Annotated in this window: 8 protein-coding genes and 1 tRNA gene; 3 read left to right on the forward strand and 6 right to left on the reverse strand. The window is 51.6% G+C overall.

What is annotated here, in order from left to right; all coding sequences use genetic code 11:
• Positions 1-171 precede the first annotated feature (171 nt).
• Positions 172-1089 carry a TIR domain-containing protein gene (locus EH164_RS00360; RefSeq protein ID WP_124966971.1) on the forward strand — a complete coding sequence of 306 codons (918 nt, stop codon included), beginning with the start codon at positions 172-174 and terminating at the stop codon, positions 1087-1089.
• A 78-nt stretch (positions 1090-1167) separates the two neighbouring features.
• On the opposite strand, the gene EH164_RS00365 is transcribed toward EH164_RS00360, so the two are convergent.
• From EH164_RS00365 to EH164_RS00375, 3 genes are all read right to left on the reverse strand, one after another.
• Positions 1168-3174 (reverse strand): ATP-binding protein, encoded by a 2007-nt coding sequence (locus tag EH164_RS00365; RefSeq protein WP_164483590.1) that lies wholly within the window; start codon positions 3172-3174, stop codon positions 1168-1170.
• 1 nt (position 3175) lies between these two features.
• Positions 3176-4354, reverse strand: a complete 1179-nt coding sequence (locus EH164_RS00370) for a tyrosine-type recombinase/integrase (protein WP_124966973.1) — start codon at positions 4352-4354, stop codon at positions 3176-3178.
• Positions 4355-4516: 162 nt separating this feature from the next.
• Positions 4517-4611, reverse strand: a tRNA-Sec gene (locus EH164_RS00375).
• A gap of 286 nt (positions 4612-4897) precedes the next feature.
• Between EH164_RS00375 and EH164_RS00380 the strand changes: the two genes are divergently transcribed.
• Both EH164_RS00380 and yicI read left to right on the forward strand, forming a co-directional pair.
• The gene (locus EH164_RS00380) at positions 4898-6289 is read left to right on the forward strand and encodes a glycoside-pentoside-hexuronide family transporter (protein ID WP_124966974.1); all 1392 of its coding nucleotides are present in this window, start codon (positions 4898-4900) and stop codon (positions 6287-6289) included.
• Positions 6290-6299: 10 nt separating this feature from the next.
• The gene (yicI, locus tag EH164_RS00385) at positions 6300-8618 is read left to right on the forward strand and encodes an alpha-xylosidase (protein WP_124966975.1); all 2319 of its coding nucleotides are present in this window, start codon (positions 6300-6302) and stop codon (positions 8616-8618) included.
• A 461-nt stretch (positions 8619-9079) separates the two neighbouring features.
• Here yicI and EH164_RS00390 read toward each other — a convergent pair whose 3' ends face one another.
• The 3 genes from EH164_RS00390 to recG all read right to left on the reverse strand — a co-directional run bounded on the left by EH164_RS00390 (position 9080) and on the right by recG (position 14520).
• The gene (locus tag EH164_RS00390) at positions 9080-10804 is read right to left on the reverse strand and encodes an AsmA family protein (protein WP_124971190.1); all 1725 of its coding nucleotides are present in this window, start codon (positions 10802-10804) and stop codon (positions 9080-9082) included.
• Between the two features lie 123 nt (positions 10805-10927).
• Complete coding sequence (locus EH164_RS00395; protein ID WP_124966976.1) at positions 10928-12313, reverse strand: NCS2 family protein; 1386 nt, start codon at positions 12311-12313, stop codon at positions 10928-10930.
• Positions 12314-12438: 125 nt separating this feature from the next.
• The gene (gene recG / locus EH164_RS00400) at positions 12439-14520 is read right to left on the reverse strand and encodes an ATP-dependent DNA helicase RecG (protein ID WP_054802721.1); all 2082 of its coding nucleotides are present in this window, start codon (positions 14518-14520) and stop codon (positions 12439-12441) included.
• Positions 14521-14522: the final 2 nt, after the last annotated feature.

Genomic DNA, 14522 nt, shown 5'->3' on the forward strand with positions numbered 1-14522 from the left:
GGCTGTGGTCATGTGCGTGTATAGGGAAAGCATCACACGCAGATGAACAGGTTTAAATCTTTTTAATGGACACCTGAAGCCAGTGGTTAGCATACTAATGCTCTAGAGTGACTACATGCTTTTGATAAAAAAACTATACTTTTAAAAATTATATGTCTGGGGGGGTAGAGGATGTTTAATTTATTAATTACAAGTGATGAAGAGGGTTGGGCAACGGGACGGTATGTGATGAGCCGAAGCAGAGCAATCGTCGAGTATACAGCTCCCGAGATTATTGAACGTTACAAAGATTTAAATCAGAAGAATATAGATGAACTTAAAAAGTTCCCCTGTCTATTTGTTGTGGAGGCGGAGCCAGTTCCTTCATTGATTGGTTATATTACAGACATAAGATTACGAGCGAAGGAATGTGTCATAGAATTTAGAATTGATAATAGTTTTCCACCTTTACCGCCAGGGGCTATTAATTCAATTCGAACAGACATTGATCTTGGTGAGTGGGAGTTGTCAAGAACGCATTGGGCTGTAAAAGATGAGCCATTATTTGAGATACTTTTGGAAAATAAATTTATAACAAAGGAAAATATAAATTCATCTTATTTCTTTCGAGTCTATGATAGTTTTGATGATCCGCTTGCTAATAAAAATGAAATATCCAGATATAATCATAAGCAAGTATTTATAGTTCATGGTCATGACGAAATAACACGACTTCAGGTCGAGGATTTCTTAAGATCTCTAAATATTGAACCAATAGTTTTAAGCCAACAACCAAGCTCAGGGAAAACAATTATAGAAAAAATAGAGCATTACTCAAATGTTGGTTTTGGGGTGGTTTTATATACCGAGTGTGATGTTGGAGCTAAAAAAGGCTCGCTCGTTTATAAATACAGAGCTAGGCAAAATGTTATATTTGAACATGGTTTTTTGATTGGGAAACTAACAAGAAATAGAGTCGCTGCTCTAGTAAAAGGCAATATTGAAACTCCAAATGATATCAGCGGAGTAGTGTATATTAATATAGATGAGAGTGAACGATGGAAAAATGAACTTACACAGGAGATGAGAGTTGTGGGATATAATGTTTGAATCGGAATTAGCTGTATTGAAATAGCATGGAACTGTACTCGCTTGAAGCATGGTATCTCCTAGCGAGTACAGATGGAACTATTGTGATGGGGTCCAGGTAAATTGTGCTGGTGAATCTGAGGTTCGGTGTGCGTTGACTATCTCATCAGCATTCGTATATAGCCCAGCTTGGATTTTGTCTTTTTCTACCTGCAGTTTTTGATTAAGAAAATCGTGTTTTATTTTAAATTCTGAGAAAACTTCAGACCATGTTCTAACATAGACTTCATACTCTCCTTTATAAACCAAGCCATAATCACCTTTCCCTTTATAAGCCTCCATCATATGCTCAATATATCCTGTGCTATCATATTTATTTCCAATTAAATAAAACTTCCATGTCATGTTGCTTGCATTGAATAGGCTTTCATTTCTTATGACTTGATAATACTCATATACTTGGTCTACTTCCTTTTTTCCTAGTCTAATATTTACAGGGTGTTTAAGCTCAACGACAATATGCTCTATCTTGTTTTCGTTCATTCTTTGACGAACCATAAATAGGTCCATTTCTTTTTGCTCAGAAACGTGCCCTACTTTATGTTTTCTAATTTTTTCTCCCCGTAATATATATGCATGTCGCCTAACCGCCTCATTAAAATCGGGTTCCTCGGCAGTTACTAGTTGATATTGCTCTCCTAACAACCAGTAATTTTTTTCCATCATTTTCTGCAAGTGTGGAACTTCACCAGCATACATCTCTGGGTCATATACTAGCTTTTCAAATTCGACCACGGCTTTATATCTATCAGTTAATAGTTCGATGGTCTTTAAAATTGAAGATAGTTGCGTTACCTTCAATTGTTCAGCGAAACGGTCTTTTTCCTCTGATGAAAGAGATATAACACTATCAACTATATTGAAAAAGCTTTCGACCTCACCACCATCAATTATCAAGGACAGCATGCGAACCAGGATTTTTTGCTGAGGTTTATTTAGATCTTTAAAAAATCTTGGTTCTATTTTATAGAGTTCCTGTATGGCTTCACGTAAGTCATCGGCTTTCATTTTTTCCCATTTGTTATTGTAGTTAAAGGTGGGAAATATTCCTCTTTCTTCATATTTATCGACAAGTTCTTTAGCATATTCAACTAAAAAAGGTTTGCGTTTTGTTCTTAAAAAGGAATTAAGTTCGTTAATTAATTTTTTATAAATTTCTGAACCAGTGCTGTTTGAATAGAGATCATCTTGGTCGTTGTTGGAAATGAATTCATTAAAATATGAGCTTTTAACGTAAATACTGTGATAAAATGAGTCTGACTTGTTATTTAACTGCGTTGTTTCTGAATGGCAGAAATTACCATTTTCATTAGAAAAATAAAATCTTGATGATTGCGTGTTTAATTTACTTACCCATCTAACATATTGTATATTAAAAGAATATTCTTCAATTATGATTTCGAATGTCTCTTGGTCTTTGATCATGTTTTCTGGGTTGATTGCATGGCCACCAATTTTTAATGAGTAGCCAGATTCTCTGAATAAATATAAGAACCATGAAAATTCTTTTTCTACATATGGAGTTAGGGTATTTTTTATATATGTATCTGACAGTTCAATGATATTGGTAAAAACAACATTTGTACCAGAGTATTTTGAGCTAGATAATGAGCCATCTATCTTGGAAAAGTTGTCTAAACTATCGGAGTTAATAGTTATTGAATAGTCATATAACAGATTATCATTGTTTAAATAAGTAGTGTCCCAAGTAGCCTTATTTGCAAACTTAAAAAATGTAAGTCTGCCTAATCCATTTTTTCCATGAACCAAATTAATATGCTTCAAATCTGTACCATTTCTTTTCTCAGAAGAGAGAAATGGTTTAAATCTTATGTCCAATTCTTGTTCGGATATACCTGTGCCATTATCCTTTATAGATAAGTAATCAAGAGTACCAAAATCATTACTTGACCACTTTATTTCAACCTCATCGGCTTTGGCATCGAATCCATTCCAAATATATTCAGCGATGGCGCTAAAAGGCTTAATAGATTTTAATCTGTTTTTAATACCTCTGTCATTTACAATTACTCTTTCTTTTGACATTTTATTTTTCCCTAAACTTAGTGATGTTATCAGCATACCATGTGAGCATTTTTTTTCTTTGAGGTAGATACAATGCATGATTGTATCTACCTCTAATACTATTCTTATCAACATGAGCAAGCTGCATCTCTATCCATGCTGTGTTAAACCCATGTTCATGTAGAATAGTAGACATGGTATGCCTAAAACCATGACCTGTAGCACGTCCTTTGTATCCCATTAACTCAATCACTTGGGTAACACTCTCTTTGCTTATAGGGTTGTTACGGTTATTTCGTCCAATGAAAATATACGGATAACGTCCGGTAATTGGATATAGCTGTTTAAAGAGTTCCACTACTTGCGGTGAGAGAGGTACAATATGAGGCCTACGCATTTTCATTCGTTCCGCTGGAATCTCCCATGTCTCTTTGTCGAGATCAACTTCCTCCCACGTAGCAAAACGCATTTCTTGCGTCCTTACGCCTGTGAGCATCAAAATTTTTGTCGCGTTTTTAGTAATGATGCTTCCAGTGTACGCCTCTAAATCCTGAACAAAATGAGGTAGTTCTTCTGCTGATAGGAACGGGTGATGTCTTTGCTTGGGAACTGCCAACGCGATAGCCAAATCAGGTGCAGGATTGTATTCAGCACGCCCTGTTATGATGGCATAGCGAAACACCTCTCCACACCTCTGTCGCACCTTTCTAGTTTTCTCTAAAGCCCCACGTTTTTCAATGCGTCGCAGCACTTCAAGCAACTCTAGTGGCTTAATCTCACCTATAGGTCGTTTACCAATGAAAGGGAAAACATCCTGCTCAAATGTTTTGATGATTTCCTCTCGATAAGCAACCGTCCAACGATCGGCTTTAGTTGAATGCCACTCACGGCTTACTGATTCGAAAGAGTTTTCTATTGATAGCTTTTGAGCGAGTTTTAATGCTTTGCGTTCCTCTACCGGGTCAATGCCATTAACAACTTGCTTACGGGCGGTATCACGCTTTTCGCGCGCTTCTGCAAGGCTTACTAAATCGTAGCTACCAAATGACATTAACCGTGCTTTCCCGGCAAAGCGGAAACGGAAACGCCAGCCCTTCGAGCCATCGGGCTTGATAAGCAATGACAGGCCTTGCCCGTCATTCAATGTGTAGGGTTTGTCTTGAGGCTTTGCTCGTTTGATTTGTATGTCTGTCAGTGCCATGTGTATAAGTCAAAATTGTGTAAAAAAAATCTATACACATCACTATACATATTTTTCATGGATTCAGGGAGAAGTTGTCGGACTGCCACGGATGAGTAATTTGATAGTTCTATTGAAAACAAAGGTTTTTTTAGACGATTACGGATGGGTGTGGAGCAACTTTGGCGGAAGATCACAGGAGTCGAACCTGCCCGGGACCGCTGGCGGCCCCAACTGGATTTGAAGTCCAGCCACCTCACCGGAGATGACGATCTTCCGCGCCTGCATTGCTACATGGAGGCGGGGCGCATTATACCTACTTTCAGTGATTTACCACATCCCTCACCGTAATTTTTCACGTTCTGCTTTCCCTTTCTCTGACCGTTTAAGATAAATCTCTATCTTTTCCATTGGTTAGCTTTTTTCATACGTTAAGGAATCGCGATCACAGAAAAGAATAAACGTAATTTAATAACCAGAAATCGCAATTTCCGCCCGTAAAGCGATCGATTAAAACCCTTAACACCGTAATCGGCATGGTTTTGCTGCGTTAAGGAAACAAAAATGGACAGTCAGGCTATTTCTGTAAAAGAAAAGATTGGCTACGGGATGGGCGATGCCGCCAGCCACATCATCTTTGATAACGTCATGCTCTACATGATGTTCTTCTATACCGATATCTTCGGCATTCCCGCCGGGTTTGTCGGCACCATGTTCCTGCTGGCGCGTGCGCTGGACGCCGTTTCCGATCCCTGCATGGGGCTGCTCGCCGACCGTACGCGCAGCCGCTGGGGCAAATTCCGGCCATGGATTATCTTTGGCGCGCTCCCTTTCGGTATCGTCTGCGTGCTCGCTTACAGCACGCCGGATCTCAGTCTTAACGGCAAGATGCTCTATGCCGCTGTCACCTATACGTTACTCACCCTGCTTTATACCGTCGTCAATATTCCCTACTGCGCGCTGGGTGGGGTCATCACCAACGATCCGCAGCAGCGCATCTCTCTGCAATCCTGGCGCTTCGTGCTGGCTACCGCAGGCGGCATGCTTTCTACGGTATTAATGATGCCGCTGGTGAAGCTGATTGGCGGAGGGGATAAGGTTGTCGGTTTCCAGGGCGGGATCGCCGTGCTTTCGGTGATTGCGTTTATGATGCTGGCATTCTGCTTTTTCACCACCAAAGAGCGCATCCAGGCCCCGCCAGCCACCACTTCCATGCGTGAAGATCTGCGCGATATCTGGCAAAACGATCAGTGGCGCATTGTGGGGATGCTGACCATTCTGAACATTCTTGCGGTGTGCGTGCGCGGTGGCGCGATGATGTATTACGTCACGTGGATTATGGGCGATGCCGCAATCTTTACCGCTTTTCTCACGACCTACTGCGTCGGCAACCTGATTGGCAGTGCGCTGGCGAAACCGCTCACCGACTGGAAGTGCAAAGTCACCATCTTCTGGTGGACCAACGCCGCGCTCACCCTGCTCAGCATTGCCATGTTCTTTATTCCCCTCCAGGCCAGCTTCACCATGTTCGCCTTTATCTTTGTTATTGGCGTGCTGCACCAGCTGGTCACCCCGATCCAGTGGGTGATGATGTCCGACACCGTCGATTACGGCGAATGGTGCAACGGCAAGCGTCTGACCGGCATCAGCTTTGCGGGCATGCTGTTTGTGCTGAAGCTCGGCCTCGCGCTTGGCGGAGCGCTGATTGGCTGGGCGCTGGCGGGCAGCGGCTATGAGGCCGCCGCATCGCGACAGAACGGTATGACACTCACCATCATCGTCTCGCTATTCACGCTGGTGCCGGCAGCCTGCTATCTGTTCAGCGCGATTATCGCCAGGCGCTACTACACCCTGATAACCCCCCTGCTGAAGTCGATTGTGGCGCAGCTGGCGCGCGGCGAACACCGTAGCCAGAAGCGGTTCGGCAATATCTCACCCCGGGAAGAGTTACTGTAAGGAGCAACGCATGAAGATCAGTGATGGCAACTGGCTTATCCAGCCCGGCCTGACATTAATCAATCCGATTCAGGTATTTGATGTTGACCAGCAGGGGAGTGAGATGGTGGTGTATGCCGCCCCGCGCGACGTGCGCGAGCGCACCTGGCAACTGGATACGCCGCTCTTTACGCTGCGCTTCTTCTCGCCGCAGGAGGGCATTATCGGGGTGCGTATCGCGCACTTTGAGGGCGGCACAGAGAAAGGTCCGCATTTCCCGCTCAACATTGCGCAAGATGTGGCGGTCGCGATAGATAACACGCAGACGTATGCCGAGCTACGCAGCGGCGCGCTGGCCGTTCGGGTGACGAAAGGCGAAGCGTGGGCCATTGATTTTCTGCGCAACGGCGAGCGCATCACCGGCAGCCAGCTTAAAAACAGCGGCTACGTGCAGGATGGTAACAGCGGGCGCAATTACGTTTTCGAACGGCTGGATCTGGGCGTCGGTGAAACGGTTTATGGCCTGGGCGAGCGCTTCACGGCGCTGGTGCGGAACGGACAATCTGTGGAAACCTGGAACCGCGATGGCGGCACCAGCACCGAACAAGCCTATAAAAACATTCCTTTCTATCTCACCAACCGGGGCTACGGCGTGCTGGTCAATCATCCGCAGGCGGTGGAGTTTGAAATCGGTTCGGAGAAAGTCTCCAAAGTGCAGTTCAGCGTTGAGGGGGAGTCGCTTGAGTACTTCGTCATTGACGGCCCGACACCGCAAGCGGTGCTAAACCGATATACCCGCTTCACCGGCCGCCCTGCGCTACCACCGGCGTGGTCGTTCGGCCTGTGGCTCACCACCTCTTTTACCACCAACTACGACGAAGCGACCGTAAACAGCTTTATCGACGGCATGGCTGAGCGCCAGCTGCCGCTGCATGTTTTTCACTTCGACTGCTTCTGGATGAAGGCCTTCCAGTGGTGCGATTTTGAGTGGGACCCGGTGACCTTCCCGGATCCGGCAGGGATGATCAAACGCCTGAAGGAGCGTGGGCTAAAAATCTGCGTCTGGATAAACCCCTACATTGGACAAAAATCCCCGCTGTTCCGCGAACTGAAAGAGAAGGGCTATCTGCTGAAACGCGCGGACGGCTCGATATGGCAGTGGGATAAATGGCAGCCGGGGCTGGCGATTTATGACTTCACCAACCCGCAAGCCTGCCAGTGGTATGCCGATAAGCTCAACGCGCTGGTGGCCATGGGCGTCGACTGTTTTAAAACCGATTTCGGCGAGCGCATCCCAACGGATGTGGTGTGGCACAACGGTGCCTGCCCGCAAAAAATGCATAACCACTACGCCTATATTTACAACGAGCTGGTGTGGAACGTGCTGAAAGATAAGGTGGGTGAGCAAGAGGCGGTGCTGTTTGCCCGCTCGGCCTCCGTCGGCGCGCAACAGTTTCCGGTGCACTGGGGCGGGGACTGCTATGCCACCTATGAATCGATGGCGGAAAGCCTGCGCGGCGGGTTATCCATTGGTCTTTCCGGCTTTGGCTTCTGGAGCCACGATATCGGTGGCTTCGAGAATACCGCGCCTGCGCATATCTATAAGCGCTGGTGTGCGTTCGGCTTACTCTCCAGCCACAGCCGCCTGCATGGCAGCAAATCCTATCGGGTGCCGTGGGCTTACGATGATGAGTCCTGCGATGTGGTGCGCTTCTTCACGCAGCTGAAATGCCGCCTGATGCCCTATCTCTACCGGCAGGCGGTAGCAGCAAGCGAATGTGGTGTGCCGATGATGCGCGCAATGATGCTGGCTTTCCCGGACGATCCGGCCTGCGATTACCTTGACCGCCAGTATATGCTCGGCGACGCCCTGCTGGTCGCGCCGGTGTTCAGCGAAGCGGGCGAGGTGCAGTTTTACCTACCGGAAGGGCGCTGGACGCACCTGTGGCATAACGACCTCCTCGAAGGTAACCGTTGGCACAAACAGCGACACGGCTTTATGAGCCTGCCGGTCTACGTTCGCGACAATACGCTGCTGGCGCTGGGCGATAACGATCGGCGACCCGATTACGCCTGGCATCAGGGCACTGCGTTCCAGCTCTTCCAACTCGACGATGGGCGCGAAGCCGTGTGTGAGGTGCCGGATAGCAGCGGCGAGAGCATTTTTCGCGTATCCGCCAAACGTGAAAGCGGCGTGATCACCGTGCGTGCTGATGGCGAAGGCAAAAACTGGACGCTGTGCCTGCGCAATATTATGCAGATAACCCATCTGCAGGGGGCGACGGCGAGCAAGAGTGAAACCGGTTTGGTCATTACCCCGCATGGCACCGAAGTTTCTATCACCCTCTAAACGCAGATTGCCCGGTGGCGCTAACGCTTACCGGGCCTACAAAGGGAAAGTCAACGTAGGCCGGATAAGCGCAGCGCCATCCGGCAAAGGCGCAGGAGCTTGCCCGGTGGCGCTAACGCTTACCGGGCCTACAAGGGGAAGGTCAAACGTAGGCCGGATAAGCGCAGCGCCATCCGGCAATGGTGCAGGAGCTTGCCCGGTGGCGCTAACGCTTACCGGGCCTATAAAGGGAAGGTCAAACGTAGGCCGGATAAGCGCAGCGCCATCCGGCAATGGTGCAGGAGCTGCCCGGTGGCGCTAACACTTACCGGACCTACAAAGGGAAGGTGAAACGTAGGCCGGATAAGCGTAGCGCCATCCGGCAATGGTGCAGGAGCTGCCCGGTGACGCTAACGCTTACCGGGCCTACAAAGGGAAAGTCAAAAGTAGGCCGGATAAGCGCAGCGCCATCCGGCACGGGGTTACGGAGTTGCCTGCGACGGCGCTGCGGCTGGCGCAACGGCACTCGCGCTGCTCACCGTACCGCCGTGCATGCTCTGTTTAATCTGCTGTTTTTGCGCGTTGACCGCCTGTAACTCGCCGTTGACGGAGGGCTTTAACGGCGCTTCGGCGCGCACCTGGCCGCTGGCGGTTAACTGCAAATTGCCTTCGCCATCAATCGGCAATGCGGGCCAGCCCCACGCCTGCAATACATTGACCGGCACGCCGCGCCCGCTGAGGCTGACATTGACACTGCGGTCCGGGGTTTGCGCAACCACCGCTCTCGCTTCCAGCAGCCCCTGACCGGTAAAGGCACTAAGCTCGGTGATATTGACCGTGTTGCTATTGGCATTGAGCGCCAGCGACGGGCGGCGGACATCGACGCGGTTAAAGGTGCCTGCGGCGGCGTTCAGCTTCGCATTTCCGCTCCAGATCCCCCATTTGCGCTCGCGCACCAGCTGCAAATTGTTGCCATAGCCATCCAGCGCGGTGAGCTGCCACGGAAACGTCGGATCGATATCAATCACCAGGTTGCGGCTGGCGCTGAATTTTTTCAGCACCAGGCTGTTCAGCCATGGGGGTAGATCGTCCATCCACAGCTGTTTCCAGTTTGCCGGCAGCGTGTATTCCAGCCCGGCAAACGCCGCATCATCCAACACTAGCGCCTTACCTGTGCGGTACCAGTTACCGGAGGTGCGCACCATGCCGTTTTCCCAGCGGGAGGTGAACTGCTGCAGCGCGATGCCCTGCGGGGAGAAGCTGGCATTAAGAATCGGGTCGAAGAAGTGCAGCGAACCGTAGATAAACTCGCTGGCATTCATCGACAGTTTGCCCTCTTCGCTCTCCCAGTCGCCCTTCCTGAAGGTCAGGTTGCGCAGGCTAAGATCGAGGTCAGTCACCGCCCACTCTGGCCCCTGCAAGGTGGCGTCGGTCACTTCCACACGGCCGATTTTCAGCGAAGGCAGGGTGGTGAGCGGGGCAAAGAAATCCTGCAGTGACTTATCGCTTTGCAGACGAATATCGTTAAGACGCAGATTATTCACTACCCAACTGCCATCGGCGCTGCGCTTTGCATCACCCGTGAGCGAGCCGCGCGCCATATCGGCACCGATAGTGGTTAAGGTCACCACATCCTTATCGATACTGCCCTGAATCAGCACGTTACTGGCGGGAACGCCATTTAACGTCAGCGAACCGGCGCTCATCTGCAACTGCGTTTTACTGCCGATCACATTACCTGCGGCTGGCTGCCAGGGTGAAATACCGCCGGTAACGCGCTGGGCACTTAACTCCCAGCCAGTTGCCGGGCTGTTAAAAGCCATGTTGCGCAGTTGCAGGCGATCGGCCTGGAAAGGCAGCGGTGCGGCGGTTGGGGAGAGGTTAAGCGTACCGTCCTGTAACAGAATGGTGTCGGCATGCAGCGGGTCGGTGAGTTGTCGGCTGCTGAGGCCAATATCGACCATTTTTGCCACCAGCGTTGCTGGCTGACCTTTGCGGCCGAAGCTGACGCCTTTTAATACCAGATGAGAAGGGGAAGAGAAGCGGTGGTCAACAGCGTCGAATGTGAGGCGATAATCGCTGTTATCGCTGATCCACCGACTCGCTTGCGTCGCGCCCCAGCGGGTTTGCAGCAGGAAGTAGGCCGCCAGCAGCAGCACCAACAGGATAATAGCGACCGCTAACAGCAGCTTCCCAAGAAATTTCATCATCTTCCTCCCTCACGTGACCGTAAGGGAGTTATGCACGAATTGCGCGCGATGCTCAAGGGAGGAATGATGAAAGGAAATTGCTGCGGCAACAGAAGATACTCAGTTGCCGCGCGAGGCAATTTACTCTTTTTCCGGGGGGAAGATGAGGTTCAGGACGATAGCGGTGATCCCGCCTGCCGCGATACCGGAGGAGAGCAGATTTTTCAGCCAGTCCGGCGCAAATTGCAGGATCTGCGGCTGCTGCGACACGCCTAAACCCACCGCCAGCGACAGCGCGATAATCAGGATCGCGCGGCGGTTGAGCGGTTCGCGGGAGACAATGCGCACGCCGGAGGCGGCGATAGTACCGAACATCACCAGCGTGGCTCCGCCGAGTACCGGCTCCGGTAACTGCTGCACAAACGCGCTCACCGCCGGGAAGAGGCCGAGCACCATCAGCATCACCGCGATAAAGAAGCCGATATAGCGGCTGGCGACGCCGGTTAGCTGGATCACCCCATTGTTCTGACCAAAGCAGGAGTTGGGAAAGGTATTGAACACCGCAGAGACAAAGGAGTTAAGACCATTCGCCAGTACGCCGCCCTTCAGTCGCTTCATGTAGAGCGGGCCGGAAACAGGCTGTTCAGAGACGTCGGAAGTGGCGGTGATATCGCCGATGGTCTCCAGGGAGGTGATCATAAAGACCAGCATCAGCGGCAGTAACAGGCTCCAGTCGATGCTCAGGCCGTAATAGAGCGGCGTCGGCACCATAAAGGTACTCTCCGGCGCGTTGTATTCCGGCAGCATGCCCATAAACATCGCCAGCACATAGCCCACCGCCATTGCGATCACCAGTGAGGCAATGCGCAGATAGGGGTTACGCTGGCGGTTAAGCAGGATAATCAGCCCGAGCACCACGCCTGCCAGCAGCAGGTTTTTTGGCGCGCCGAAGGTGTGATTGCCCATTGCCGCGAAGCCGCCGCCGACGGAGGTCAGGCCAACCTGAATCAGCGACAGACCGATAATCATCACCACCACACCGGAAACCAGCGGGGTGATAATGCGGCGCGCCAGAGGCAAAATACGCGAGATAACCATTTCTGTGCAGCTTGCCAGCATCAAGGTGCCAAACAGCGCTGCCATCATCGTCGGCACATCGGCACCGCCGGTTTTCAGCGCCGTGCCGCCCATAATCAGCGGTGCCACAAAGTTAAAACTGGTGCCCTGAATTGAGAGCAGCCCGGAGCCGACCGGACCCCAGGCTTTAATTTGAATCAGCGACGCGACGCCGGAAGCGAAGAGCGACATGCTGAGAATATGTTGAGTGTCCTGAGCCGGTAAACCCAGCGCCTGGCAGATCAGCAGCGCGGGCGTGATCACGCCAACAAACATCGCCAGCAGGTGTTGCAGCGCCGCAAACAGTGTTTGTGGCAGCGGGGGACGATCTTCAAGGCGGTAGATCAATTCGCTGGGTTGAGTCTGCGCAACCGGTTGCGCCTTTTCCGACTCGATGGTGTTTACGGACATCTCAAGCTATCCCCTGATGGAAAAGCGCTGATTTTATCGGACTGAATGGTAAAAGCAAACGGTTGCTTAGGATAGAAGCATACTTTTCTAAGGGAGGTTGATCTCGCACCAACAGGTTCTAAAAATCAGGCGTTGGAGTAGCGTTCCGTTTCCGGCATCCAGCGGTCAATCAGCGCTTCTGCCAGTTGTGGATAACGTTCGTGAATGTGGCGCGCAACGCGCTGCACTTCGGGGATCATTGCCTGGTCGCGCAGCAGATCGGCGACTTTGAATTCGGCGTTGCCGGTCTGGCGGGTACCCAGCAGTTCGCCCGGGCCGCGGATCTCGAGATCTTTTTGCGCAATCACAAAGCCGTCGTTGCTGTCGCGCAGCACCTGCAGGCGCTTTTGCGCGGTTTTCGACAGCGGGGATTTGTAGAGCAGCACACAGTGTGAGGCCACTGCGCCACGTCCGACGCGCCCGCGCAGCTGGTGGAGTTGCGCAAGACCGAGACGTTCGGGGTTTTCAATAATCATCAGGCTGGAGTTCGGCACATCCACGCCAACTTCAATCACCGTGGTGGCGACCAGCAGATGCAACTCGCCCTGTTTAAAGGCCTGCATCACTGCCTGTTTCTCTGTCGGCTTCATGCGGCCATGCACCAGCCCAACGTTCAGCTCCGGCAGGGCCAGCTTTAACTCTTCCCAGGTCGCTTCTGCGGCCTGGGCTTCCAGCAGATCCGACTCTTCAATCAGCGTGCAGACCCAGTAGGCCTGGCGACCTTCACCGGTGCAGGCGCTGCGGACGCGATCGATAATCTCGCTGCGACGTGTATCGGGAATGGCGACCGTGGTCACCGGCGTACGGCCCGGTGGCAGTTCATCAATCACCGAGGTATCGAGATCGGCATAGGCCGTCATCGCCAGCGTTCGCGGGATCGGCGTGGCGGTCATAATCAATTGATGGGGGTGAAAGCCCTGCTGCTGCCCCTTTTCCCACAGCGCCAGCCGCTGGTGGACGCCAAAGCGGTGTTGCTCATCAATAATCACCAGCGCCAGGCCGTTAAACTGCACCTGCTCCTGGAAAATGGCATGGGTGCCAACGATCATCTGTACCTGACCGCTGGCAATCGCCTCTTGCTGCGCCAGGCGGGCTTTGCCTTTCTGCTTGCCCGCCAGCCAGCCGACTTCGATACCGAGCGGCGCAAACCAGGCGCGGAAATTGTTGGCGTGCTGCTCTGCCAGCAGTTCGGTGGGCGCCATCATCGCCACCTGTTTACCATTAGCGATCGCGCGTAGAGCCGCGAGCGCGGCCACCAGCGTTTTACCGGAGCCGACGTCGCCCTGGACCAGGCGCATCATCGGCATATCCAGCGCCATGTCGCGTTCAATTTCTGCCACCACCCGCGCCTGAGCGCCGGTTGGTTTAAAGGGCAGGGAGGCGAGCAGCTGCTCTTTTAACGTATCGTTAGCGGCGAGCGACTGCGCATGGTAACGCTGCGCACCGGCGCGCAGCGCCAGCATGCTCAGGTTATGGGCCAGTAGCTCTTCGAGAATTAGTCGGCGCTGGGCGGGATGCTGCCCGCTCTCCAGTTCGCTTAATTGCAGCGATGGCGGCGGGCGATGCAGCGTATGCAGCGCCTCCGGCAGGCTCATCAGACCCTGCGCCAGTTCGGGCGGCAGCAGTTCGCTGATGGCACAGGTTGCCAGCAACTCCAGTGCCTGATCGGTTAATTTGCGCAGCGTGGCCTGCTTAACGCCTTCGGTTGTCGGGTAGACCGGCGTTAACGTTTCCTGAAGCTCCGGCGTGCTGAGGTCGCCCTGCACCTTGTACTCCGGGTGGATCATCTCCGCGCCATACTTTCCGCGTTTCGCTTCGCCATAAGCCAGCACGCGGCGGCCAACCGCAAGGCTGTTTTTCATCGCCGCGTTGAAGTTGAAAAAGCGCATGGTCAGCATGCCGGAGCCGTCGCTTATCTGGCAGGTCATCATCCGGCGACCGCCGAACGTGACGTTACAGTTCAGCACTTCGCCCTCCACCGTGGCGTAAATGCCCGGCAGCAGGTCAGCAATGGGGTAGAGTTGAGTGCGATCTTCGTAACGCAGGGGAAGGTGTAACAGCAGATCCTGAACGGTATGCAGGCCAATTTTCGCCAGCTTGCTGCTCTGCGCCGCGCCAACGCCGGTCAATGAACTCAGTGGCACCGCATCGAGCAGCTTCCCTTTCATCG

The organism is Kosakonia sp. CCTCC M2018092 (assembly GCF_003864115.1).
GTDB classification, from domain to species: Bacteria; Pseudomonadota; Gammaproteobacteria; order Enterobacterales; family Enterobacteriaceae; genus Kosakonia; species Kosakonia cowanii.

Bases quoted from the DNA above. Each gene is read 5' to 3' on its own strand.
- EH164_RS00360 (WP_124966971.1), top strand. From the start codon at position 172: ATGTTTAATTTATTAATTACAAGTGATGAAGAGGGTTGGGCAACGGGA.
- EH164_RS00365 (WP_164483590.1), bottom strand. From the start codon at position 3,174: ATGTCAAAAGAAAGAGTAATTGTAAATGACAGAGGTATTAAAAACAGA.
- EH164_RS00370 (WP_124966973.1), bottom strand. From the start codon at position 4,354: ATGGCACTGACAGACATACAAATCAAACGAGCAAAGCCTCAAGACAAA.
- EH164_RS00380 (WP_124966974.1), top strand. From the start codon at position 4,898: ATGGACAGTCAGGCTATTTCTGTAAAAGAAAAGATTGGCTACGGGATG.
- yicI (WP_124966975.1), top strand. From the start codon at position 6,300: ATGAAGATCAGTGATGGCAACTGGCTTATCCAGCCCGGCCTGACATTA.
- EH164_RS00390 (WP_124971190.1), bottom strand. From the start codon at position 10,804: ATGAAATTTCTTGGGAAGCTGCTGTTAGCGGTCGCTATTATCCTGTTG.
- EH164_RS00395 (WP_124966976.1), bottom strand. From the start codon at position 12,313: ATGTCCGTAAACACCATCGAGTCGGAAAAGGCGCAACCGGTTGCGCAG.
- recG (WP_054802721.1), bottom strand. From the start codon at position 14,520: ATGAAAGGGAAGCTGCTCGATGCGGTGCCACTGAGTTCATTGACCGGC.